This is a genomic window from Orientia tsutsugamushi (assembly GCF_900327275.1).
Classification (GTDB): Bacteria; Pseudomonadota; Alphaproteobacteria; order Rickettsiales; family Rickettsiaceae; genus Orientia; species Orientia tsutsugamushi.
This window is the reverse complement of the sequence record NZ_LS398548.1, coordinates 438,386-464,139: the sequence shown is the minus strand read 5'-3', so window position 1 is coordinate 464,139 and position 25,754 is coordinate 438,386. Positions and strand designations below refer to the sequence as shown.

The 25,754-nt window shown below is 30.6% G+C and carries 23 protein-coding genes and 3 pseudogenes; 20 read left to right on the top strand and 6 right to left on the bottom strand.

Features of this window, described 5'->3' with window-relative positions:
• Positions 1 to 7: 7 nt before the first annotated feature.
• Positions 8 to 2,242, top strand: a complete 2,235-nt coding sequence (gene dnaE / locus DK405_RS16035) for a DNA polymerase III subunit alpha (RefSeq protein WP_458692997.1) — start codon at positions 8 to 10, stop codon at positions 2,240 to 2,242.
• Positions 2,243 to 2,560: 318 nt separating this feature from the next.
• Here dnaE and DK405_RS02440 read toward each other — a convergent pair whose 3' ends face one another.
• On the bottom strand, positions 2,561 to 4,366 hold the full coding sequence (locus DK405_RS02440; RefSeq protein WP_045912519.1) for an ABC-F family ATP-binding cassette domain-containing protein: 1,806 nt from the start codon (positions 4,364 to 4,366) through the stop codon (positions 2,561 to 2,563).
• Positions 4,367 to 4,541: 175 nt separating this feature from the next.
• On the opposite strand from DK405_RS02440, the gene uppS reads away from it, so the two are divergent.
• From uppS to DK405_RS02420, 4 genes are read left to right on the top strand one after another with little or no spacing between them, the layout of a single operon-like run.
• Positions 4,542 to 5,237, top strand: a complete 696-nt coding sequence (gene uppS / locus DK405_RS02435; protein ID WP_045912518.1) for a polyprenyl diphosphate synthase — start codon at positions 4,542 to 4,544, stop codon at positions 5,235 to 5,237.
• A 53-nt stretch (positions 5,238 to 5,290) separates the two neighbouring features.
• Positions 5,291 to 5,890: a phosphatidate cytidylyltransferase gene (locus DK405_RS02430; RefSeq protein ID WP_231967600.1), complete on the top strand. Its 600-nt coding sequence runs from the start codon at positions 5,291 to 5,293 to the stop codon at positions 5,888 to 5,890.
• A gap of 7 nt (positions 5,891 to 5,897) precedes the next feature.
• Positions 5,898 to 6,197 carry an FtsB family cell division protein gene (locus tag DK405_RS02425; RefSeq protein WP_011944369.1) on the top strand — a complete coding sequence of 100 codons (300 nt, stop codon included), beginning with the start codon at positions 5,898 to 5,900 and terminating at the stop codon, positions 6,195 to 6,197.
• Between the two features lie 6 nt (positions 6,198 to 6,203).
• Positions 6,204 to 6,836 carry a ribonuclease D gene (locus DK405_RS02420; RefSeq protein WP_045912516.1) on the top strand — a complete coding sequence of 211 codons (633 nt, stop codon included), beginning with the start codon at positions 6,204 to 6,206 and terminating at the stop codon, positions 6,834 to 6,836.
• A 274-nt stretch (positions 6,837 to 7,110) separates the two neighbouring features.
• Here DK405_RS02420 and DK405_RS02415 read toward each other — a convergent pair.
• Positions 7,111 to 7,353 (bottom strand): annotated as a pseudogene (locus DK405_RS02415) (IS5/IS1182 family transposase); the annotation flags it as partial.
• Positions 7,354 to 7,393: 40 nt separating this feature from the next.
• Between DK405_RS02415 and DK405_RS02410 the strand changes: the two are divergent.
• The 7 genes and pseudogenes from DK405_RS02410 to DK405_RS02380 form a co-directional block, all read left to right on the top strand.
• Positions 7,394 to 7,510 (top strand): annotated as a pseudogene (locus tag DK405_RS02410) (transposase); the annotation flags it as partial.
• Between the two features lie 54 nt (positions 7,511 to 7,564).
• A pseudogene (locus tag DK405_RS02405) lies at positions 7,565 to 7,885 on the top strand (IS630 transposase-related protein); the annotation flags it as partial.
• 161 nt (positions 7,886 to 8,046) lie between these two features.
• Positions 8,047 to 9,762, top strand: a complete 1,716-nt coding sequence (locus tag DK405_RS02400) for a DnaA N-terminal domain-containing protein (RefSeq protein WP_109510575.1) — start codon at positions 8,047 to 8,049, stop codon at positions 9,760 to 9,762.
• Positions 9,763 to 9,770: 8 nt separating this feature from the next.
• Positions 9,771 to 11,219: a replicative DNA helicase gene (locus DK405_RS02395; RefSeq protein WP_109510574.1), complete on the top strand. Its 1,449-nt coding sequence runs from the start codon at positions 9,771 to 9,773 to the stop codon at positions 11,217 to 11,219.
• A 233-nt stretch (positions 11,220 to 11,452) separates the two neighbouring features.
• Positions 11,453 to 12,028, top strand: coding sequence for an HD domain-containing protein (locus tag DK405_RS02390; RefSeq protein ID WP_064612587.1), 576 nt, complete (start codon positions 11,453 to 11,455; stop codon positions 12,026 to 12,028).
• A 34-nt stretch (positions 12,029 to 12,062) separates the two neighbouring features.
• Entirely contained in the window at positions 12,063 to 12,707 is a 645-nt protein-coding gene (locus tag DK405_RS02385; RefSeq protein WP_064612589.1) for an ankyrin repeat domain-containing protein, read from the top strand.
• Positions 12,708 to 12,754: 47 nt separating this feature from the next.
• Entirely contained in the window at positions 12,755 to 13,303 is a 549-nt protein-coding gene (locus DK405_RS02380; protein WP_064612958.1) for a hypothetical protein, read from the top strand.
• A 3-nt stretch (positions 13,304 to 13,306) separates the two neighbouring features.
• On the opposite strand, the gene DK405_RS02375 is transcribed toward DK405_RS02380, so the two are convergent.
• Positions 13,307 to 14,116, bottom strand: a complete 810-nt coding sequence (locus DK405_RS02375) for a DNA adenine methylase (RefSeq protein WP_064612959.1) — start codon at positions 14,114 to 14,116, stop codon at positions 13,307 to 13,309.
• Between the two features lie 366 nt (positions 14,117 to 14,482).
• Between DK405_RS02375 and DK405_RS02370 the strand changes: the two genes are divergently transcribed.
• The 7 genes from DK405_RS02370 to DK405_RS02335 all read left to right on the top strand — a co-directional run bounded on the left by DK405_RS02370 (position 14,483) and on the right by DK405_RS02335 (position 19,521).
• A complete protein-coding gene (locus DK405_RS02370) occupies positions 14,483 to 14,761 on the top strand; it encodes a hypothetical protein (RefSeq protein WP_045915136.1) in 279 nt (92 codons plus the stop codon).
• Between the two features lie 64 nt (positions 14,762 to 14,825).
• On the top strand, positions 14,826 to 15,527 hold the full coding sequence (locus DK405_RS02365; protein ID WP_109455820.1) for a sensor histidine kinase: 702 nt from the start codon (positions 14,826 to 14,828) through the stop codon (positions 15,525 to 15,527).
• Positions 15,528 to 15,656: 129 nt separating this feature from the next.
• The gene (locus tag DK405_RS02360; protein ID WP_231967599.1) at positions 15,657 to 16,235 is read left to right on the top strand and encodes a sensor histidine kinase; all 579 of its coding nucleotides are present in this window, start codon (positions 15,657 to 15,659) and stop codon (positions 16,233 to 16,235) included.
• A 16-nt stretch (positions 16,236 to 16,251) separates the two neighbouring features.
• Positions 16,252 to 17,187, top strand: coding sequence for a sensor histidine kinase (locus DK405_RS13715; protein ID WP_231967598.1), 936 nt, complete (start codon positions 16,252 to 16,254; stop codon positions 17,185 to 17,187).
• Between the two features lie 18 nt (positions 17,188 to 17,205).
• Positions 17,206 to 17,700 carry an ATP-binding protein gene (locus DK405_RS02345; RefSeq protein WP_109510573.1) on the top strand — a complete coding sequence of 165 codons (495 nt, stop codon included), beginning with the start codon at positions 17,206 to 17,208 and terminating at the stop codon, positions 17,698 to 17,700.
• A 41-nt stretch (positions 17,701 to 17,741) separates the two neighbouring features.
• Entirely contained in the window at positions 17,742 to 18,329 is a 588-nt protein-coding gene (locus DK405_RS02340) for an HD domain-containing protein (protein ID WP_109510572.1), read from the top strand.
• A 121-nt stretch (positions 18,330 to 18,450) separates the two neighbouring features.
• Complete coding sequence (locus DK405_RS02335) at positions 18,451 to 19,521, top strand: Rpn family recombination-promoting nuclease/putative transposase (RefSeq protein WP_064613412.1); 1,071 nt, start codon at positions 18,451 to 18,453, stop codon at positions 19,519 to 19,521.
• A gap of 67 nt (positions 19,522 to 19,588) precedes the next feature.
• Here DK405_RS02335 and DK405_RS02330 read toward each other — a convergent pair whose 3' ends face one another.
• The 3 genes from DK405_RS02330 to DK405_RS14930 form a co-directional block, all read right to left on the bottom strand.
• A complete protein-coding gene (locus tag DK405_RS02330; RefSeq protein ID WP_109455952.1) occupies positions 19,589 to 20,044 on the bottom strand; it encodes a conjugal transfer protein TraD in 456 nt (151 codons plus the stop codon).
• A 209-nt stretch (positions 20,045 to 20,253) separates the two neighbouring features.
• Positions 20,254 to 21,969 (bottom strand): group II intron reverse transcriptase/maturase, encoded by a 1,716-nt coding sequence (ltrA, locus tag DK405_RS02325; RefSeq protein ID WP_109510571.1) that lies wholly within the window; start codon positions 21,967 to 21,969, stop codon positions 20,254 to 20,256.
• Between the two features lie 234 nt (positions 21,970 to 22,203).
• Positions 22,204 to 22,329 carry a hypothetical protein gene (locus DK405_RS14930; RefSeq protein ID WP_269459331.1) on the bottom strand — a complete coding sequence of 42 codons (126 nt, stop codon included), beginning with the start codon at positions 22,327 to 22,329 and terminating at the stop codon, positions 22,204 to 22,206.
• Between the two features lie 321 nt (positions 22,330 to 22,650).
• Between DK405_RS14930 and DK405_RS02320 the strand changes: the two genes are divergently transcribed.
• Positions 22,651 to 25,518 (top strand): AAA family ATPase, encoded by a 2,868-nt coding sequence (locus DK405_RS02320; protein ID WP_458692823.1) that lies wholly within the window; start codon positions 22,651 to 22,653, stop codon positions 25,516 to 25,518.
• The last annotated feature ends 236 nt before the right edge of the window (positions 25,519 to 25,754 follow it).

Below are 25,754 nucleotides of genomic sequence, written 5' to 3'. Positions count from 1 at the left end.
AAATGATTTGTATAATTTTGAAGCATTAATTAATGTAGATACTAGATATTTAAAACTCTTAGATAAATGGCAAAGTCAAAATTATATTAAAATTCAACAAATACTTAATAATATTAATATAAAAGGTGAGCAATTAAATCTAATTAAGGAACTTGATAACAAGCAAGATATACAAGATTATATAGATATCATCAAGTCTGAATCTACTTATCAGAAGGTAATTAGTTACTGCCAAAAATTAAATTTAGATAGCTTAGCATCAGAATTTCAACAAATGCATGATGAATATCAAGATCTAATTAGTAATCGTAAAGCTCAAATTCAAGATGTTATCAAAACAGCTTTAGAGTTAGAAGGGTTACATCGTCATGTTTCTGTACACGCTGCTGGTATAGTAATTGGTAGACAAAATTTAATTGATACAATAGCTCTATATAAAGATAAAAATTCAGAGATTCCTGTAGTTCAATATTCAATGAAATATTTAGAAGCAGCTGGACTAATCAAATTTGATTTTTTGGGCCTACAGACTCTTACAATTATTTCTAAATGTTTAGAATTATTAAAGAATAAGAATATTAACTTTGACATCAACAATTTAAATTTTAATGATAAGTTAACTTATCAACTGCTTTCTAACGGAAATACTATAGGTGTTTTTCAGTTTGAAAGTTCAGGTATGCAAGATGCTTTAAAGAGATTGAAGCCAGACTGTATTGAAGACTTGATTGCTCTCGGTGCATTATATCGTCCTGGTCCAATGGATAATCTTCGAACATATATTGATTGTAAGCATGGTAGGTTGCAGCCTAATTATTTACACTCAAAACTTGAGCCTATCTTAAAAGAAACTTATGGAACCATTATCTATCAGGAACAAGTAATGGAAATAGCAAGGGTTCTTGCTAAATATACCCTTAGTAAAGCTGATTTTTTACGTCAGGCTATGGCTAAAAAAATTAAATCTGAAATGGAAAATCAAAAAGTAATTTTTATTAATGGAGCTATAGAAAATGGTATTAGTAAAAACCAAGCTGAAAGTATTTTTGCTGAAGTAGAAAAATTTGCTGGATATGGATTTAATAAATCTCACGCTGCAATATATGCAGTAATCTCATATCAAACTGCATATTTAAAAGCAAATTATCCAACAGAATTTTTAGTTGCTTGCTTAAACCTTGATATTAATGATCAAGATAAAATAGATTTATTTATTCAAGAGGCTAAACAATTAGGTATAAAGGTTATACCTCCAAATATAAATAAATCTAAAGAATATTTTAGTATGTCAGCAGATAATGCAATAATATTTGCTTTAGGTGCAATTAAAAATGTTACTCCTAATATAGGTAAGATAATAGTTGAAGAAAGATTGCATAGAGGGGAATTTAAAACTATTTTAGACTTTGCTGTAAGAACTGATTCTTATTCTATTAGTAGAAAAGTATTTGAAAGCTTAATATATGCAGGCTGTTTTGATGATTTTCAGCAACCAGTTAACCGCCACCAATTATTTGCTAGCATAGATCGTATTAACAACTATGCTAGCAAACAGGCAAAGCATATTCATCAGTTCAGTTTTATTACTAGCACAGTAGAAGACGTGCTTAGTCCAATATCTGAATATTCGCTGCATGAAAAAGCTATGAAAGAATTTGAAGTATTGGGATCATTTCTGACTTGTAATCCAATTGCTCCATATGAATCGTTCTTAGCTAAGCATGGAGTCATTAATTCTAAGTATTTAAGTACAACATTAAAATCTGGAAGTACAGCAGTTAAAATTGCTGGCATAGTGCAGAAAAAAAATTCTAGAATGTCGCCAAGAGGTAAATTTAATATAATTAAATTATCTGATAGTTGTGGAAATTCTGAAGTGAAAATTTTTGATGAAGAAATATTGCGTAAGTATGGAGCGCTATTAGAAATAGGATCATTAGTGATAGCTCAATGTGATGTTTTCAAGGATGAAGGTGGTATTAGAATTGTAGCTACTGAGTTTAAAGATATTGAAACCATTAAAAATGATCTTGATAAACACCTGCAATTAACTATAAATCATGAACAAGATTTAGATGAAGTAATAAATGTAATTACCAGCACTAATATTACCAAAGGGGATACTGAGATAGATATGACATTACCATTTTTTAATAAAAAGTTTCAAGTAATTGTTACTATTAAATTGAAGTATTCTTTAACTATTGATCAGTTGATAAATCTAAACAAATTTATTAGTTAACTTTCATTTCATACAATAATGATCTTGCTATAATAAAATAGAAATATAGAAGTTAGACAATAAACTAAGAAAGTATTAAGGTAAAAATGAATTAGCATCTTTCAAAACTATGAATTAGAGTATAAAGTTATAAATTTTGAAGCAATAAGATAAAATCTAAGTCTACATCTGTTACACCTGTTTGAGTATCTATCAAAGATTGTTTTGAAAGTTTTTACTATAGTCATTTACAATGAAGTTTGCGTATAAAATATCCTGTTGGTAAATCTTATGATGCTATTGTCGCTTTTTTCTATGCTCAAACCTCATTGTAAATGACTATATATTTCGGTTCTCAATTTTTTGCCATGTATCAAATAATTCTTCTATTCTAAGTTTTGATGTTTCAAGTTCCTTAGAAAATAGCAAAAATTTATCTGGGTTATTTTGATAAAGGTTAGGATCAGCTAATTTTTTTTCTAAATCTTCAACTTGAGTTTCTAATTGAGTTATTTCTTCAGGGATACTATCGAGCATTCTCTGGAATTTATAAGATAGTTTTGTAGAAAGTTTAGGAGTTAGATGTTTAACTGTTTTGTTATTTTTTGCTAGCTTGGTATTAGTGATATGCTGATTTAACTTAGAGTAATATTCTAGGTAATCCTGATAGCCTCCAATCACGTTGATAATATTACCATTTCCTTCAAATACTAATGTATTAGTAACTAATCTGTTTAAGAAATCACGATCGTGGCTAACAACAATTAGTGTACCAGAATAATCTGACAATATATCTAGCAATATTTCTATAGTGTAAATATCTAAATCATTTGTAGGTTCATCAAGTATCAATAGGTTGCCAGGTTTAATTAATGCCTTAGCTAATAATAAACGAGTAGCTTCCCCACCAGATAGTGTGCTCACTTTTGCTGATAATAGCTTTGGATCGAACATAAAACTTTTAAGATATGCTCCTGCATGTATAGTTCTATCAGACAAAAAAATTTGATCTCCTCCAGTAGGGCAAAGTGTTTGCTGTAATGTGTGATTAGGATTTAAAGAGCTTTTATTCTGGTCAAAATAAGTTATTTCTAAAGTAGTGCCATGTTCTATCGAACCAGAGCTAGGTTTAATACTTTTAGTGAATAGTTTTAATAAAGTAGATTTCCCAGTACCATTAGGACCAATTATTCCAATTTTATTACCTTTAATTATATTAATATTAAAGTTTTTAATAACAAATTGGTCATTATATTTAAAACATACATTTTCAGCTCTAATAATAAACTTAGCTTTATTACTTTCATTATTACTATGATCAAATTGAATCTTCTGCGATGCTTTAGCTAATCTTTGCGAACTAAATCTCAATTGCTCTCGTAATGTTTTTAAATTTGATAATCTGCGCTGATTTCGCTTACGTCTAGCAGAAATTCCTTGATGTAGCCAAAGTTGCTCAGTATTAATTTTTTTATTTAATTTTATTAAATTAGATTCTTCTTGATCAATAATTTGAGCTTGCCATTGTTCAAAAAATTGAAACCCTTTATTTGATTGGTGCAAAATGCATCTGTCTAACCACCAAACTTTATTGCTTATTGCTGTTAAAAATGCTCTATCATGGCTAATACATATTATACTTCCTTTATATGATTTTACATAACTTTCTAACCATTCAATTGCTTGTATATCAAGATGATTAGTTGGTTCATCTAGCAATAATATTTCAGCATGCGAAGCTAGAACTTTAGCTAGTTGGACTCTGCGCAATTGTCCTCCAGAAAGTTTACGTAAAGTTTTACTAGCATCAATTTGTAATTTTTCAATAAAAATTTCTGCCTGATAGTAATTTTCCTTATTTGGTATAGATTGTGTAATGAATTCATATACTTTAAGTGATAAGTTGCATGTAACATTTTGTTGCAGGTAAGCAATTTTAGTTGCAGAATGCTGAAATATTTCACCTTTATTTAATTGATAATCTGAGTTAATTATTTTCATTAAACTTGATTTACCAGATCCGTTTTTACCAATTAGACAAATTTTGTCACCAGGGTATAAATAAATATTTAAATTATCAAAAATCTTCTGGTTGGCGAAAGATAGTTCTCCATACTTGATATAGTATATTGGTAATAGTTTCATTGAAATATTTAGATTGTTAGTTTACTTTAAAGTACCAGTTAATATTAATGCAGCTAGATTATACAATAAATATCATTAAAAAAATAATATGAATATTTGCAATAAAATTAAAATTCTTATTAATTGTTTGGTATATGAATGTTGACTATTAATAAAAGTTGTTTAGGAGTTTAAAATGTCAATTAAACATCTAGCCATAATAATGGATGGTAACCTTAGGTGGGCTATGGCTAATCAGTTGACAATGTTTGATGGATACAATAAAGGAGTGGAAGTAGCTAAAAAAGTAGTCGATTTTGCTATAAAGAATAAAATTCAACATTTAACTTTATTTGCATTTTCTATGGAAAATTGGAACCGATCGCAGTTAGAGATTAATTATTTACAAGCATTAATGCAATCATATTTGGAATCAGATGCTAGAAATTACTGCGAATATGGCGTTAAATTTACTGTAATAGGCGATACAACAAAATTAAATTTTGAGTTACAAAAAGTTATTAAAGAAGTGGAAGAGTTAACTATTAACAATTCTGTCTTAAATTTATACATAGCTTTTAGTTATAGTGGACGTTCTGAAATCATTGATGCTTATAAAAGGATTGTAAGTTCTAACATTAAGGCTGAAGAGTTAACTGAACAAGAATTTAGAAAGTATCTATATTCTCCAACTATGCCTGATATTGATTTACTAATTCGTACCAGTGGAGAGCAAAGAATTAGCAATTTCTTATTGTGGCATTTAGCATATAGTGAGTTATACTTTATTGATAAATATTGGCCTGATTTTGATGAAGCTGATTTTAATATAGCTTTGGAAGATTATTTAAGACGTAAGCGTACCTTTGGACTATCAAGAAAAGTGAATTAAATATGAGTACAACACAAAATCAACTAAGGCTTTTATCAGGTATAGTAATTGCTATGTTATTCTTATCAAGCCTATTATATATTAGATTTTTATTTTATATTTTAATGATTATTATAGCAGCAGGAATGATACAGGAATGGTTTAATATGTGTTATAAGAAACCATTCGTAGTAGGATTAGGTTTCGTTATAATTCTAATATCAATTATCTGCCTTATTATTATGCATGCAAAACTTTTGCCTGGCATGACTTTAGTTAGCTATTTTTTAATGATATGGTGTACAGATGTTTTTGCTATGTTAGGTGGTAAATATTTTCAAGGTCCTAAGTTAACACCTTATATTAGCCCTAACAAAACATGGAGCGGTTTGATTTGTGGTATGACTGCTGCTGGATTTGTTGCATTAATAATATATATTACTGCTTTGGATGCAGTTTTAACGCATAAAATGAATTCATGCTGGTATGCATTTAGTTTTGGTGTAATAATTGCTTTTATTGCTCAGTTAAGTGATTTATTTGTTTCATATTTTAAAAGACAGGCTAATCTAAAAGATAGCGGTAATATTATTCCTGGTCATGGTGGAATGTTAGATAGATTTGACAGTATTATCTTTTCTGCTCCATTGTTTTTTATGCTAGTTATGATGTGATATTGTAATGTCAAGAATATTATTTAGTGTGGTATTGATAGGATTGCTGATTTATTTTGCTTTTCATGCTGTTTATGGTAATAGGGGATTGATTTCATATATTGAATTTAATAATAATGTTGATCAATCGCTTAAAAAATTATATAAGCTTAAGGCAGAAAGGTTAGAGCTTGAACAAAGAGTTAATTTACTTAGGTTACAATCTTTGGATTTAGATATGCTTGATGAGCAAGTAAGAAAAAAACTAGGATTAGCTCATTCTAATGAAAAAATATTTAGTGTTAATAAAGATTTAGCTACAAATTAAAATATTATGAAAATTCACATATTTATTAATGATATACCAGATAATTTGATGATTTCAGGAAATTTAGCTATCGATACTGAAACAATGGGGTTAAACCTTATACGGGATAGGCTATGTTTGCTACAGTTTTGTCAAGAAAGCAAAGATGATAATATTGATGATAAAGAAGTTTTTTTAGTTAAGTTTGAAGATCAGCAATATAACTGTCATAATCTAAAAAAACTGCTTATGGACAGTAATAGAACAAAAATTTTTCATTTTGCTAGGTTTGATTTAGCAGCAATTCAGTACTATTTAGGTGTTACTTTAAATAATATTTTTTGTACTAATGTAGCTTCAAAATTAGTTAGAACATATACAGATTCTCATGGATTAAAAGATCTTTGCCGAGAGTTGCTAGGGATACAGATTTCAAAGCAATGCCAAAGTTCAGATTGGGGAGGACAGAGTTTAACTAGTGATCAAGAAGAATATGCAGCAAAGGATGTAGTATATCTGCATAGAATTAAAAATATTCTAGAGGAAATGTTAATTCGTGAACATAGATTAGATATAGCGCAAAAGATATTTAAGTTTTTACCAGCTAGAGCTGAACTTGATGTTATTGGTTGGCAAGATATAGATATTTTAAGTCATTAGATGTTTTATAAAATTGCTTTTATTAACCTAGAATTTGATAAAAAAATTGATTATACCAAAGCTCCTTCCATCCATGACATTTATTCAACTTCTTCACTCTATGATCTATCAACTGCTCCCTATATTTTATCTCAGCCCTCTCAAGTTTTATTCTAGAATTATTACAACAGAAAGCTTAATAGACATAAAAGATTCGGTCTTAGATTTAATTTGATCTCTGGTATTTATAATTTTGAACTACGTTAACCAGTTTCGAAAGAGGTCTAATAGAATTTTTGTTTTTTTTAGGTCTTTCTATAGGACTATCAGTAGCATCAATGAAGACTACTTCATAATTCATATCACTCTTCATTAACTGTTCCTACAAATTGAGCTTATTTTTACGCCCACCTTTTGATTTCTTAAGACCATCAGCTTTCCTTAAAATATCCACTATCTTTGAAAATGTTCCCTTCATTACTCCTGTTAATCGACGAAATTTTTCACCCTTTAACTCTTTAATCTGATCGAATTTGATTATTACCTCAAATCAGATCTTTATAATACTATTCTACATCATTCTCTACTTACCTACATATAGTCCAGATTTAAATCCTATAGAACATTATTGGTTTAAGATTAAGCATGAAATAAGAAAAGTTACTCCTCAATTCAAAGATATAGCACGAACGTAGGAAATAGGTACATAATATGCTTATGAAGAGAGTATAAAAAATAATAGATAAATAATGGAAAGAAGATACAGTAATGATTTAAGAATGAAGATATTCAAAGCGGTAGATGAGGGACTATCAATTGTTAAAGCATGTAAAATATTCAATATAAGTCGTAATACGATATATAGATGGAAACATCTTAAAAGGGAAACAGGAGATATTAAAGCAAAACCTTATGGCCCAGCCAAAGGTTATAATGCGAAAATAGATCTCAAAGAATTTGAGGAGTTAATTATCAATCATCATGATAAAACAGCTAAAGAATTAAGTATTATACTAGGTAATAGATCACAAAGAACTAGAATAAATTATTATAGAAAACTACTAGGGTACATTTAAATGTTTAAGACTACTGTGCTGTTATAAGCCTTTCAGAGTGTTAAATTTTGAGTATAGCTACTAAATCGCTATATTTACGCGGTATAAAAACGTGGTTTTCGATAGCGAAAATTGCCTGAACCACCTGCTATATCTGACATTTTTGGAGGTTAGAAATGGCGCAAAATTTGCGTAATTTTGCAAGCAATAATTGCAAAATTGCTAATAATAACAGTAGCAATAATGCAACTGTCTTTTATCGTTTTATTGGAAATTTTGTTCCAGCAGAATGGAAAGATCTGATTGGAGATAATGCTAAAGCTTTAAGCAAAACATCTAAACAGCTTTTATCATTTATAGTATATAGACTACATATCTGTTACAACAAAGATATAGATGAATTACAGGAAAGTTATTACTTTTTTGAAAAGGAGTTAAACCTTCGTTACCGCAGAGTTAGGCAATGCTTGGTTGAATTAAGAAATGCAGGTTTTATTAAAGTTGAAAATAGAACAATAATTAAAGGCAATCTCAAGTTACGTAATGTTCTTTGTGTAAAACTTCTAAAAAATTTTCAGCGTTTCACTGAAAAAGAAAAAAAAGAAGAAAAAATTGTCCTTCTGCAACAAAAAAATTTTCACATCAATTTGCAAGAATTTGCAGGTGAACCTGCAAAAAATTGCAGCTACATATATAGATATAATAATAATAAAAAAAATAATAATAGATCTAGATCTACTGAAGATAAGTTAATAGAGAATGATCAAAATAAAAATGAAGATCAACAGCAAAATTTGAAGTTTAAATATACGGAATCTGATGATTTTATAGAAATTGAGTTAGTAGGAAATGAAAAAAAAGATCAACAGCAACAACAGAATTTGAATTTCTATGAGCTTAGTGATTTTAGCAATAAAAAGCCATCAAACAAGGATTATGAGCAAAATAGTGAGTTAGCAACTCCAGCTATTACTAAAGATTCAGAGGTTGAAAAGAATGAATGCTATCCCAAAAGAAAAAGACTAGCAGATTATTATCCACTAACACCAGAAGATGCAGTTATACTACAACGTATGTCTAGTAGAAGCTTCAACATATACTTCATAAATCAATTACTGTTGAAGTTATCAAATAAATATCCAAACCGTCATTTTGCAAATAAGACAGCAGTGCTAAACTATATGGCAAAAGCGTTAGCAAATGAATTACTAACTACTGAGCAGGCTAATAGCGGAAATTTTGGATTTAATGATGTAGGAAGATTTAAAGAACAGTATCTAGCAAACATTGAATCTAGTACAGATCGTAGTATGAAGGCTCAGTTGAAGCGTAAAATAGCTGGAGTCTTTGAAGCAGATATGGCTTATCAAATTTTGACATCTTGTGATTTTGGAGCAGCGGTTAAAAACAAATATTACATCAAGTTGATTAAGAATATTACACTGTCAGATCATATTAAATTCAAGATACTACAGGAAGTACGAGCTGTGTATGGCAACGATATTGAGCAGTTACAAGTTATACCATTTGACGAATCAAAACAAGTTACCAATAGCATAACTGAGTATCAAAAAACAACAGTTTTACAGCAACAAATAAGTGATGAAGATCACCTTTCAGAACTTAGTAAAGAGCTAGGCTCCAACTCAGTTTGGTACAAAGTACGAGAATCTTTGATTAAAAGTTACGGTCAAGCTATCGATAAATCATGGTTTAGCAAATTAGAAGTTATAAATGAAGATAATGTTAATAAAAAAATATTCATTAAAGCAAAAACAGAATTTGAAGACAGTTACATCAGAGAGAACTATCTGAAAGATCTTGAGCCCGCTTTTAAAGCTCAAGGATTTTCTTTCGAGTTAGTTAAGTTTAGTAATTTTAATAAAATTTAAAGGGTGATATGGAAAAAGATCTTGCAAAGATTGCTCCAAGTAATATTCAGGCAGAGCAAATGATACTTGGAGCAATTCTGATTAACAATCGTGCGCTATATAACATTAACGAATTTTTACTGCCAGAACATTTTTATGAACCATTACATGGCAAAATATACAAGTCAATTAATCTCATTATTAGTAAAGGAATTAGTGCTACTGTAATTTCGCTCAAAAATATGCTAGGCAATGAACCCTCATTTGATGAAATAGGTGGAGTAGATTATCTAGCTAAACTTACAACTTTAGCATTAAGTATAGTTAATGTTAATGAGTACGGCAAAATAGTATATGACCTTGCGCTGCGGCGTTATTTAATTGAAATTGGAGAAAAAATAGTAACAAATGCGTATTCTTCTACTTTAGCAGATACAGCTATAAGTCAGATCGAAACTGCTGAATCTCAATTATATGATCTAGGTGCAAGAGGAACTTTAAGTAAAGGATTTACAAAATTACAAACTTCAATTGAAGAATCATGGACATCAATTTCATCTGCTATTAAAAATAAAAACTCTATTAACGGTATTAGTAGTGGACTACTTGACCTTGATTCAAAGCTTGGAGGATTTAAAAATTCTGACCTAATAATATTAGCTGGCAGGCCATCAATGGGTAAAACTGCTTTAGGAGTTAACTTAGCAATAAATGCTTGTAAATATTTTTTATCATCATCTACTCAACAAAATAGCAAAGTTTCTAATATAACACCATCAGTTGGATTCTTTTCTTTAGAAATGTCATCTCAGCAAATCTCTACTCGAATTCTTTCTATAGAATCTGAAATTAATAGCTCTGCATTATTTAACGGTAAAATAGGTGAACAAGATGTTGATAAGTTGAAGACTGTACAAGATGAAATACAAAAGTGGAATTTTTTTATAGATGATGCTCCGGCAATCTCAATATCTGCAATTAGATCTCGAGCTCGTAGACTTAAACGTACACATAATTTAGCAATATTATTTGTTGATTATTTACAGCTAATAAAAATTGATAACAGAAGAAGTCAGTATAATAGAGTGCAGGAGATTTCTGAAATTACTCAGAGCTTAAAAGCTCTTGCTAAAGAGCTCAATATTTCAATCATTGCGTTATCTCAATTGTCTAGAGCTGTAGAACAAAGGTCAGATAAAAAGCCTATTCTTTCAGATCTAAGAGAATCAGGCTCCATTGAACAAGATGCCGATATTGTAATGCTTATATATCGTGACGAATATTACTTGTCTAGATCAGAACCAGATCCAGGTACTCCAGAATACACAGAATGGGTTACAAAACAAAATAAATGTTATAACACTGCTGAAATAATTGTTGCTAAACACCGTAATGGGCCAGTTGGTACAGTGAAGTTGCACTATAATAGTAGGTATTCTAAATTTGGCAATATTGTTAAAAACTATCAGCAAGCTTAATAAACACTAGATTATGCATAAATGAAAAAATGCTGGTCCAAAAAAAAAATTACAGCAAAATTTTACTCATTAACACCAGAGATATGCAACTTAAGGTTAATTTTAGCATCGTGATAACTGAATCCAAAAAATTATAATTTAATTTGCTTCTTTTCCAGTTTTTATCTGGGATTGGAGTATACAAAAAGTTTAAATTATGGTATAATTTATTAATAACCATTTGGAGGTGGCCAATGATAGATTTTTATAGTGAGAGCTTAATAAATAAGCTGTTCAGAACCAACATAAGATTTAACACCAAAATTGATCTTGATAAAGTTGAAAGAGCAATAAAATATGCTAAAAAATATCATGGTCAGCAAAAGAGAGATACTGGAGAACTATACTACACACATCCATTAGAAGTAGCCTACATGGTATCAGACTACAGCTCTGAAACAGATACAATTATTACTGCAATACTACATGATACCATCGAAGACACAACACTAACTAAAGAAAGAATAAGGTACGAATTTGGCGCTAATATTGCAGAACAGGTTTCAGACCTTACCAGAGTTAGGGATAATAAGAAAATCAGTGCTATGGAAATGATACAAATATTACGTAACCAAAATAAAACAGAACTATTACTGATCAAGCTTTTTGATAGATTCCATAATATTACAACTATATTCATCAAACCTCCTCACAAAAGGCAAGAAATAATATTTGAAACTCAGCAAGAATTTATAGCTCTTGCTGAATACCTTAAACTACCAGAGATTGGAGAACGCTTAAGCGAATATTGTAAACTTCATGCTAGCTAATGAGTAAATAATTGAGAATGAAAGGATTAAATATATGATATTAAAATCTAAGACTAAGTATACCTTACATAGCGCTATTCAAGATGGCGACATTAAAAAAGTGAAGCAGCTTATTAATAAGGATAGTACACTTGTCAATTCAAAATATAAAAACGGTACTACTGCTTTATCTGTGGCTTTGAAATATAAGAATCTACCTATTGCCGAGATTTTACTAAGCAATGGAGCTAATGTAAACGCACAAGATAATGATGGGCATACTGCTTTACATCTTGTTGTTGATACAATTCAAGTATATTATGAATTTTTCGAAAAATATCCTACCTATTGCAATGATCATATAGCATTACTGCTAAAATATAATGCTGATGTAAATATCGAGAATAATCAAGGTAATACACCTTTATCTGATGCTGTTGAATGCAAATGTGTAGAACCTTTAGCAATTATGCTAAAACATAATTCTACTGGTATTAATAAAAAATATGATGAAGGAGAAACACTACTACATATTGCTGTTCGTAATAAAATCATAGATATTATAGAGCTTTTGATTGATTATGGAGCAGATATTGATGCAAAAGATGATAACGGCATGACTACTATAGATTATGCTGCTAAAAGCGGTAATGCAGATATATTCAACTTTCTAACGGAACAATGGGTCCCATGGTATTAGGTTTCAACAGATAGCTAATATGTTAATGCTAATAAAGAGAAGTTAATATGAATGTTTTGAAATCACTTTTACAACCGTGTTATGCTGTTATATTAGCATTCGTTGTATTATCTTCACCATCGATATGTACAGCGAATAATAATGTAAACTTCAATGCTTTCAAAGATAGTATTGATACTTCACAATTCTATATAAAATTTTCAACTGGTATTGCTACTAACTACGACACATTAGAAGCTGGAATTGGTTATAGATTAGATCGGCACAGAATGGATGTAAGATTAGGATTTATGTGTCATCACAAGTGTAGAGATAACTTTATTCAAGGAAATTATTATTACAATATAATTGAAGGTAACAAAGCATCAATTTTTGTTACAGGTGGCCTAGTATCAGCTTTCAATAGTGATAGCGGTACTGGTATAGACTTGGGAGTTGGTACAACAATAAACTTATCAAGAGATACATATTTAGACGGAGTTGGTACAACAATAAATTTATCAAGAGATACATATTTAGACATTGAATGCAGCACAATTGCTAACTATAGACCACTTCCTATTCATATACGATTTGGATTGCGGGTTCACATTTAATAACTAGCAAGTTTTATAGTTAGTAATGATTAGTTCATTAACAGGATTGCGTTGTTCATTGATTGAGTATACGACTGTAACGGTATTGATATTAAAATCTTTGTATAAGTCTCTAATAAAGGCAGTATTATTATTTGAGATCATAATCTTAACACCTTTATTTGTTAATTCTTGGACAAAATCCCGTAATCTAATTTGATCTTTTTCATCAAATGGAAGTCTAGTATAGAACCGTTCTCCAGATTTATGATAAGGAGGATCAAAATAAACAAAATCATTTTGTTGAGGCTCTATAAATGAAAAATCTGTAGCATAAATTGATACACCATGTAGAAGGCGGCTGCATTGATTTATTCTAGATGCAATATGGAGTTTAATGTAGCATTCACCAGAAAATGTTTGAGCAGATTGTCCATTTTTGTAGACTCTATAAATTCCCCTAAAAGAATATTTATTAAGATATATAAATTTTGCGGTAATTTCATTCGGATTATTACTATATTTGTTTTTAACTTTATAATAATAATCCTTCGAATGATGTTTGTGATATAAACTCAGTAATCTATTGACCTCATTAGGATTATTTTTAACAGCATTATAGCTAGTAATTAAATCGAGATTGATGTCAGACAAAAAACATTGTTTAAAAAGATGCCTAACTTGAAAAAATAAAGCACCTCCACCAAGGAATGGTTCATAGTAATTATAGTGTGGACCTTGAGGAAGATGTTCTATTAATTTATTAACAATTCTTCGTTTACTACCAATCCAATGAAGAAAAGGCTTAGACTTATTAGCAACAGCTACTGACACATGAAGTTTAATTAATTTCTGTTAGTTGAATCTCTATTGAGATTATACCAGAAAACAGCTCGTAGTGCTAGTAATAATAACGCTTACAAGGCTTTTTATGCATCCTTTTTGAATAAGATTTATTATAACCATAAGCAAGGAATGTGATAATTTCGCATCAACATTGGATTATTATGCAAAAATTTAGCCTGTAAATTAAAAGATTTTAATAGACTGGTAAAAAATATAATGCTACTCTATACCTTATATTATCTAGGTTTTAGAACTTTGATGATACTAAGCTGAAGATTAAATACAATAAAGGGTTTAACTTTTAACTTTAATCTTCAGCGACCATTTTTTATATAAAAACAGTAGGGGAATTTTATGTCTATTGGAAACGAAGGTCAACAGAAAAATAAAAGTATATTTAATAAAAATATACAGTCAAAACTGTTACTAAGACATCTAGCAGCTGGTGATAAAGAGCTTTTAAAACTTACACATCAAATTAAAACACTAAACTTAAATATAATAGATGTATTCAAACAGCTCAAAAGTGAGTCAGAAGATGTTAGAACACTTCAGTCCGAAATAATAGAAAATAAAAAATCAACATTAAGGGAAGCCATATGTCATATACCAATCAGCTTAGCTAACAGTTAGCTAAGCTTGCTATTTTAAATTTCTAAAAAAACAAAGTTAATAAACTTAACCATAGGAGAATAATATGGAAAATAACAATATATATTTGATTCAATATATTAGGCATATAGTAAATAACTGCAATAAAACAAAGCGGAATATAGTAGAACTAGTAGGATATAAGCAAGATGCAATAGCAAAAATAACAGATACGTTAGGCTCACTTGATGAACTAATAAATCATCTAAATGATAAAATTTGTGTATTTAGAAAAAACATAGAATCAAAGAATGTAGAACTAGAAAATTTTAGCCTACAAACGTTTGTAAAGGATACTGTCGCTAGACTAAAAGCAATTGTTGAAGATGATAGAATAGATCTAAAAAGCAATTTTCAGGCTAATATAAAAGACAGTATTATTGGAGATAGTTTACGAATAAGAGCTGTACTAAGCCAGTTAGTTGGAAGTGCCATTATATATGGTACTAAAGGTACAACGATTAATATTTGTGTTCATTTGTTACCTTCTAAAGATGGAAAAACAGATTCAAAAGATAAAATATTACAATTTGTAGTACACAGCATAGGCCCTAGCATTCAGAAAGAAAAATTGCAAAAGATGAATTCTGAACTAAGCAATTCGAATTTAACAAAACATCAAGAGCTAGGACAAGGGTTGGTGTTTATAAAACAGCTTACACATCAAATGAAAGGAAATCTCAAAATAGATCAAGGAAGTAACTACATATCTTCTTCGTTTGAAGTGCCAATTCAATTATATACCTAAATTAGGATGCAACTATGCAAACGGAAGCCATATGTGATATACCAGTCAGCTTAGCTAATTGTTAGCTAAGCTTGCTATTTTAAATTTCTAAAAAAACAAAGTTAATAAACTTCACCATAGGAGAATAATGTGGAAAATAACAATAATGATCTAAATGATAAAATTTGTGTATTTAGAAAAACCATAAAATCAACGAATGTAGAACTAGCAAAATTTAGCCTACGAAAAATGCTAAATGGTACTATTGCAGCAATCAGATTAATTGCTGAAGATGAAAATATAGAGCTAAGGGAAAAAATAGGAAATGACATATACGATATTATTACTGGAGATAGGTTTCGAATAAGAGCTGTACTCACTCAGTTAGTTGGTAGTGCTATTATGCATAGTACAAATAGCAAAGTTAGAGTTAGCATTGATTTTTTGCCTCCTAAAAATGAACAATCGAATTCAAAAGATAGAATATTGCAATTTGTAGTGCATAGCATAGGAGCTGGCATTTCAAAAAACAAATTACAAGAGATGAACTCTGAATTAAAAAATCCACACTTAATTAAGCATCAAGCATTAGATTCAGGGTTAGAATTTATCAAACATCTTACATATGAAATGAAAGGAAGCATTAAGATAGACAGTAAAGAAGGGCATTATACAAAGTTTTTAGTTAGCATTCCAATACAAATTAGTAATTTAAATTCACAACATTAGTCAAATGGAGAATATTATGAAAAATAAAAAAAAGAATATCAATAAAACAAAAGACATTTCTCAAGATGTCTGGACAATTCATCTACCACCTATTTCAGCCAAATTAGTATCTACAGCTAAGGAAAGAAATATTTATCTTCGTACCGAAAATATGAATGAAGATAAATATATTGGAATGAAAATAAAGCTACAACAAGCGGAAGATTATCTAGAGGAAGCTGAATCAATGAAGCAATATTGTATAGATTTGATTCAAAAAATTAAATATATGTTTGATCTTGCTACTGCTAAAATCAGACATCTAGCAGATGATCTACTATGTGGGCAAAATGATTTCAAAGAAGATGAATATAAAACTACTAGCTTAACAAGAATACTTAATTGTGTTGCTAACCTACAAGACTGCTGTAACAGTATGGTTTACTCACTTAGAGACCAAATTGAGCTTCAAAACGTACATTTAAAAAAATTTAGCATACAAAAACTATTGAAGGATACAATTAGTTCGCTGAAAGAAATTGCTGAAGATAGAGAAATATCGCTCAGTTACAATGTTCAGGACAACATAAATGACATTGTTATTGGAGATAGTTGTCTATTGCAAACTATACTTAGTCAATTAATAAGTGGAGCTATTAGAGTTAATAAAAGCTGTCAGGTTGATGTTATAGTTAGGTTATTTACTTCGCCGTATCGAAAGGTAAATGAAAAAGACAGAATATTAAGATTCATAGTACGTGATAACGGAAAAGGTATTTCACAAGAAAAACTACAAGAAATAAATGCAAAATTTACTGATTTGCATTCAATTAGAGATCCAGAAATATTAGACTCGAGTCTAGGATTTACAAATTACATTGTTAACAAACTAAGTGGAAAATTAGAGATAAAGAGCGAGGCAAATAAGTTCACAGCTATTACTTGCGATATACCAGTACAACTTTTTAATTAAAACATATGGAAGCATTTTATGAGTCATACTATAAAATCTGAAGATTTTGGTATTCAAGCAAAAGTAAATAGTACTATTATAGCGCTTAAGCCATTCACAGAAAATAAAGGAATAAATCTTAGCTGCAACTTTAAAAATGATATAAAAGATTTAATCATTGTAAATAGTACTCAAATACAGAAAGTACTAACACTATTAATTTGCAATGCTACTAATAGTAAATGCAGCGAAATTAGTGTTGAAGTTGATTTGCTGCCTTCTACAAATAAAAAGACAAATTATAGAATATTACAATTAATTGTTCGTAATAACGGAATTGGAATTTCAGCTGAGAAAGTGAAAAAGATAAATAATGAGCTCAGAAACTTACATATCAAAAGCTATGCAGTACTAGAATCTGAATTACTACTCGTTAAACCGTTTATACATGAAATGACTGGAAAAATTAAACTAGAAAGTCAGCAAGACAAGTATACAGCTTTCACGTGTAGTATACCTATCGAAGTTCGCTGAGAAACTGAAAATTAGAATTATTAATGGAGATGGAGGAAATAATGTTGGCATTTTTAAATTGTGAACATATCAATAAACTACTTGATAAGCTGGACTTGATTAATCATAGTTTTGATAAACGCATTAATCTTGATAAAGTTGAAAAAGCTATATTTTATGCAAAAAAATATCATAGCAATCAAAAGCGAGATACAGGAGAACCTTATTATATGCATCCATTAGAAGTAGCGCGCATGGTTGCAGACTACAGCTTTAAAACGGATACGATTATTACAGCAATACTACATGATACCATCGAAGACACAACACTAACTAAAGAAAAGATAGCAATGGAATTTAATGATAACATTGCCGAGCAAGTTCTAGCTCTTACAAGAAACAGAGGTGGTAAGAAAACCAGTTCCATGAAAATGATTAAAACATTAGTGAATCAAGATAAAGTAGAGCTATTACTAATCAAACTATTGGACCGATTGGATAATATTAAAACTATATTCATAAAGCCAGTCAAAAGAAGACAAGAAATCATACTAGAAACGCAGCAAGAATTTATACCTCTTGCTGAATACCTTAAATTACCAGATATTGCTATAGAGCTAAATAAATACTGTGAGCTTTATGCTACCTAATAAACTAAAGTTTAATAGGTGGTTAATGTAGTGAATTGCAGAAATTAAAATTCAATAAGATAATGTTCATGTAAGTTATTTTATTGTATAATTTAAAAAGAATAGAAAATATGAAAAATATATGCATTTATCAAGATTTCTAGATCCAAAGAATGATGTAGCATTTAAAAAGATATTTGGATCAGAAAAAAACAAGGACATACTAATACATTTTCTGAACGATATATTGTTGTTTGAAGGGAATAGAGAAATAACAGAAGTAGAGTTTTTAGGAACGATATTAGATGCAGACATAGCGTCCAAAAAAGAATCAATAGTAGATGTTTTGTGTAAAGATAAAAACGGTGCGCAATATATAATAGAAATGCAAGTAGATCCTACACAAGGATTTGAAAAAAGAGCTCAGTATTATGCCGCAAAAGCATATGGTAGGCAACCAAATAGAGGAAAGGAAGGAAAATACTCAGACCTAAAGGAAGTTATATTTATAGCTATAGCAGATTATAAATTGTTTCCAAACAAAGAAGACTATATATCAAGGCATGTAATACTGGATAAAAAGACATATGAGCATGATCTAAAGGACTTTTCATTTACCTTTATAGAATTACCAAAATTTAAAAAAGATAGAGTGGAAGAGTTAAATGATATAACAGAGAAGTGGTGCTATTTTTTTAAACATGCAAAAGAAACAACATTAGATGGATATAATAAAATAATAGGTGAAGATTTAATAATAAAAAGAGCGTATGAGGCATTAGATCAGTTTAACTGGAGCGAAGACGAACTAATAACCTATGAACAAGAGTTAAAGCGTATATGGGATAATAAAGCAGTAGAAGATTATAAACTCGAACGCGCTAAAGCTGAAGGTAAAGCTGAAGGTAAAGCTGAAGGCATAAAGCTCGGTGAAGCTAAAGGTAAAGCTGAAGGCATAAAGCTCGGTGAAGCTAAAGGTAAAGCTGAAGGTAAAGCTGAAGGTAAAGCTGAAGGTAAAGCTGAAGGCATAAAGCTCGGTGAAGCTAAAGGTAAAGCTGAAGGCATAAAGCTCGGTGAAGCTAAAGGCAAAGCTGAAGCAAAAAAAGATTTGGCAATAAAATTATTGAAATCTGAATTATCAGTTGAGACAATTGCTGAATATACGGATTTATCAATACAAGAAGTATTAAATTTAAAAAATAGTGTAAAATAATAATGAATATACAACACAAAATCTTACTTTTGATGTGTTGTATGCTACTTCTATTAGATGCTTTATATCACACTACAAGTTCTATACTATACTGAACATTGAGAAGGCCATTCTTTAAGGCCTCAATGTCCTTAACATGACCGCACCATTCTTGACGAAAACTATTCCATTTTAAGCCATGAAGGCGAATGTGGCGCTTAGTGTTTTCGTCTGGTTCAGATGCAAATTTTAAAATCACAGCAGCTTTATTTTGCTGTTCTTTATCAAAAATATCTTTACCTATTGTAGTCCAATGATCCTGAACATTTGGATGTTGTGTTAAAGTTTCTTTTAGTGAAACAATTGCACCAAATAAAGTATTTGTTGGTAAGTGATCAAGCTTAGCTTTAGCAACTAATCCACCCATTTCGATAAGACGTCGAGTACGCATTTTACGTTCTTTAATTTTAAGGTTAACCTCATCCATGATTAGCCTAGCCTTTTTTTGCTGAAGAGTAATTTTTTGCTGCATAAGATTTGCCATGTTAGTAATTCAGAAAGATAAAAAAATCAGGCAAGAATATATCAAAATACAATTCCAGTAAAGAAAAAAAACCGCGCCTACCAAACCAACATCAAATAATTATAGTCAAAAAAACGTGAATTCAAGGTTAGAAGCTTCATTAAAGAATAAGCTTAAGCGGGTAGGTAAGCGCAGAAGCGCTTTTCCTCCCAAAGAACCGTACAAGCGAATTACTCCGCATACGGCTCAAGCAATTTACAAACAGCTGCAATAAGTTGTCCGCGATTACTGTGTACTTGTCGATGGCAGTTTTCATGCAATAAGCACAAATTGTTAATATGGTCAGTGCCACCACATCTTATAGGTGTTATATGATGTACATGAACACTTTCACCATTATCTATTAAATCAAAACAAACAAGACATTTACCCTTTTGTCTACGCCAAAGAATCTGCCTAGATTTAAACAAATACTTAGGGCTATCAGCCTGACGTTTATGCCAATATTCTCTAAGTTTTGAATTATCAGGAGAAGATTTACCTTTAACAAGAATATGTCGTTTAATCGTTGTCCATTGTAATTTCCATAGATATAGATCTTTATTCATAAAGACCCAATTATCATTTCTGCCTTTAATGCGACCCCAATACTTTTTCTTAAGCCATTCCCAGGATTTTTTAGGATGTTTTCTACATGCAAATCTTGCTTGTCGAATCCACATCCAACAGTCTAAATTGGAAAAAATTTTCTTGGACACAACTTTGTTGAAATAACTGCACCATCCAAATATTTTAGAATTTAGATTATCAATTATTCTATCAATATTCCATGAGAAACTTTTTTTCCATTCTATTGACATTCGTTTTTTAAACGACTTTATAGAGTCTTTAGACGGTTTAACTAGTAGAGCTACACCTCTTCTTGTACTATTGGTTTTATATTGTCGAATATTAAATCCAAGGAAATCAAAACCTTCATTAATATGAAGTATCCTGGTTTTTTCCTTTGACAATTCTAAGCCTCTAATACTTAACCAATCATTAATAATACTTTTGGCTCTGATACATGAGCTTTCTGACTTAGCGCAAACGACAAAATCATCAGCGTATCTCACTAAAGCATATTCGGATTTAGAATATAGGTGATCATACTTATTATAGATAATATTAAGTATATCACTCATTCCATGAAGAGTTATGTTTAAAAGTAATGGAGAAATTAATCCACCTTGTGGAGTACCAGCTGTTGTTTTGATAATTTGATAATCCTGCATTACACCAGATTTAAGCCATGCTTGAATCCAATTACGAGCAGGGAAATTTCCTATAATTTTCAAAAGAAAATTATGATCAATATTATCAAATGCTCCTTTAATATCAGCATCTAATATCCAATTTCTATTGGTTCCATGTCGAATAATACCAGATATTCTCTGTATTGCATCGTGAGCGCTACGTCCAGGTCTAAAGCCATAGCTGCAACCTTCAAACTTAGCTTCCCAATATGGTTCAAGTGCTGATTTTACAACAGCCTGTCTACACCTATCCAAAATAGTTGGCAAGCCTAAAGGTCTAGATTCGCCATTACTTTTTGGTATGTATACACGCTTAATCGGTTTTACAGATGATAGATTATTATCTGCTAACTTTTCCATCAACAGACTCCTTTCTTTATCTGTCTTAACAACTATTTTATCAATTCCAGGACTTTTTCGTCCTTTGTTGATTTGAGTAACACGTCTTATAGCAAGTAACCTATTTGCTCTTGATTTTAACATCAATCTTTGTAAGTTACGTACTAACTTCATATTACCATTTGCAGATGCCCTATAAATACGTCTACGAAGATTATTAACCTTTTGTATAATTTCTTTCCAGTCTATTGAATGCCAATAGATTTTCTTGAAATTATCTTTAGTCTCAATTGTTACATTTGCGTTTAGCATTCACTTTTCCAATTAATTCATAATCTTGTTTACCTATTTAGGGTAAATCACCAGTCTTAAGTTAGCATCATTTCTGATTAGCATATAAATGCCTATACACTCAGTTATTAATTTCTGTAGTCTTTCGACTTAGTGTCATTTGCTTTCTAAGACCTCTCTTACCTACTATCAGTTGCCTAATAATAGGCTTACCATGTTTCACTCATCAGAGAGACGTTAAGTTGGTTATCTTCTTTATACCGAGGAGCTGGCATTTTTAAAGAAGGCTGCGTATTCCTTCTTACAGCTAAGCTTTTCAGCTTTATCCTTATAACAGAATTTATCTGGAGTATCTGCTTCTGCATTGACGATATTTTCCATACGAAGATTCACTTTCGTTTAACCAATTTTAACTTTACCTTGCCCCTATTTCCCATCCAGATTAGTACTTTAGTTAGGCTTTCTATCGCGCTTAGTACAAGACCGTTACCAATCTCGCACCGCAATAGCGGTAACTAAGGTTTAAATGCAACCTTGCTACATTTCTGTAGTCTCTGTTTGAGCGACCTCATGTCGCACTACGCAATACGTAAACTTGAAAGTTTACTGTTAAAAAATGAGTACTCATTAACCGATTGAATGTTAAAAAAAAAGAAGTTTGTGCTAGCAAAATCAAAAAAACCATGCTAACTTAAAACTCAGGTGAGAATTGGTATTGAGATGGCGATACAGTTTACAAGGATTGAATTTTTAAGTAGAAGTAAAGGAGGTGATAGTTGTCGTAAGGCAGCGTATAATGCAAGAACTATTGTTAAAAACGAGAATACAGGTATAAAGTATAACTTCTCTCGTAAGAAAGATAACGTATATCATACAGTGCTGATACCGGATTATGTAAAACAAGAATTCAAGAATATTCAAACATTAATGAATGAGGTAGAACGAACAGCCAAAAAAGACAACAGCCAGTTGTTGAAGGATATAGTAATAGCATTGCCAGACGAGAAGGAGCTAAATTTAGAGCATAGAATAGAACTAACTCATCAAATAGTTGATGAAATGGAATGGGTGCAAAAAGGTATTGGAGTACAGATAGACATTCATAAGCCTCAAACAGGAGATAAAAACTGGCATGTACATATATTGCTTACTATGAGAAGATTTAGAGAAGATGGAACTGGTTTAGGAGATATAGCAGTAGATTTAAACCCAAAAATCATAACAGTTAATGGCAAAAAGGTTGTTATTAAAGATCCCGAGATGATTCATGAAAGAGTAAAAGAAATAATTAATGCATATTTCGCTAAATTAGGCTTACCATATAGAGTTGACGAGATAAGCGAAGTGCCGGGAAAGCATATTGGGAATATTAAATATATTGAAATTAGGAATTTAATTAATGAAGTATTAAATGAAAATGAGTTACGTAAAGAGGCTCATTTGAAGATTATTAATGATGCTGATGTAATAACGGATTCTATAACACATTACAAATCTATTTTTACTAAGCAGGATGTTGAAAAAGCAGTAAAAGATATACCAGATCCAACAGCAAGAGAACAGTTAGTTCAGCAAGTGCTTAGTTCAAATAGAATACTAGAGTTATACCATGATGATGGTGAAAGTAGCAAATATTTTACGACAATTGAGGTTCGAAATGAGGAGACGAGAATAATCAGAATAGCTAATAAAATCAATAATCAGGTTTATTACAACGATATTTACAATCTTAAAAGTGATATCGAAGGTCTAGCAAATGTTAGTGAAGAACAGAAACAAGCTCTAAGGCATATTTTGCTTAGCACTAGTGGAGTTAGAGTCTTAAGAGGAAGAGCTGGTACAGGAAAATCTTATGTTTTAGCGAAAGCGTATAAGCTTGCAACAAATCGTGGACAAAAAGTTATTGGGCTTGCTCCTACTCATAAGGCAGTATCAGAGCTGAAGAGCAAAGGTTATACTGAGGTCTATACAGTAAAGGGATTTTTGTATAATCGAAAAAAAATTTTTATGAAAGGCAGCTTAATAGTAGTAGATGAAGCTGGAATGGTAGGTACTAAAGCTTATGCAGAGCTGTTTAGAGTAGTTAGAAACAATTATTGTCAACTGATACTCGCTGGAGATGAAAAACAGCTAGCTTCAATAGAAAGAGGCGGAATGTTTGAGATGCTGAGTAATAATTTCGGTTCACATGTTTTAATAGATATTCGCAGACAAAGTGAAAACTGGAGCAGAGAAGCAGCAACAAAGTTTGCTGAGAGTAATATTTTAAGCGGTATAACCTTACTGAGACAAAATAAATGTGTTAAGTTTGATAATACATTACAGGATTCAATTAGTAAGTTGATTTATGATTGGAGTCTAAGCAAGTTTAAGCTACATGAAAAATTGGTAATTACAGTACGTAATAAAGATGTCGACATTCTTAATTCAAGTATTAGATCTTTGTTAAAAGCAAATGGTACGCTACAAGGCACAGAATATAGGCGTTCAATAGCTGGAAGGAAAGAGTCCTATATGGCAGGAGATAGAATCGTATTTCAAAAAAGCGATAAGGATTTACAAATACAAAACAGTGAATTTGCAACTTTAACTTCTGTTAATAAAAATGAATTTGTAGCTAAGACAGATGCAGGAAAAGAGGTGAGTTTTGATCCTAGTAAAATACAATTTAAACATGGCTATGCAAGTACTGTTTATAAGGCTCAGGGAGCTTCTATAAAAGATGTATACGTTTTGCATAATGGAATAAGTAATATAAGCAGCTCATACGTAGCTATGACAAGGCATATAGAGAAGTTGCAGCTATATTGCAATAAGAAAGCTACTGTAAGCATTAACAGTTTAATAAATCAGCTCAGCAGACCAAATGATAAATCAGCTAGCATAACTCTAAAAACTGCTCATGATTTGGAGAAAGAACGGACAAAGACAACTGTTTTTAGTAAAGTTTTTAGTAAAGTTGAAAACTGGTTTAAGTCTATAATCAATGATATCAATGATAGATCTCATGTGAATGAAGAATATTATCATTTTACCGCTAAACCAGAGCAAGAAGCTAAAGTAGAAAAAGTCCAGCAAGAGAATAGCATAAAGCAATGCACCACCAAAGATATTTCTACTCCATTGTTTATGCAAATCAAAGAACAAAGACAATATGATTATGATGTAACCATTCTGTCAGCAGAAGGAAAAACGATATCAAGTTTTCAGGAAGCTGGCATTGATAGCAGAATGGTATATAGCTCAAATGTAAATAATTTAAAGTATTATCAGCCATTTCAAGGAGAAAAGATTCTTATAGCTGCAAATAATGATAAACAAAATAAAGAATATGTAAGCACTATAAACGAGGCTGGAAAAGTACTGACAAGCAAAGGAGCAATTACTAGCATCGTAATTCATTCAGAAGGTGAAGATTTTAACGAAATGCTAAAAAATAAAGGAGCCATAGCTGTTAAGGAGCTTATGATACCTGAAATCATGAAGTTAATTAATACTCAGAACGTAAAAACAGAGTCTGAACAAGTGGTGAAAACTGACATAGCTCAAAAAATTGGACTTAGACGGTAGTGCTGAAGATTTGAAATTGAATGTAAGCTATTCATTCACAGGGCGAATTACAAAATGAGATAAAAAATGATAACCGAAAGCGATTTTTGTAATTCGCATTATGCCTTGCTAAGAGAATATTGGAAGCGCTGGAATTTTGAAGATCTGCATCTGTTAGAAAACTATCTCAATAATCACTTAGCAATAAAATTATAATTCAAACGGTAAAAATATCAAATATTTATACCGCAAAACAA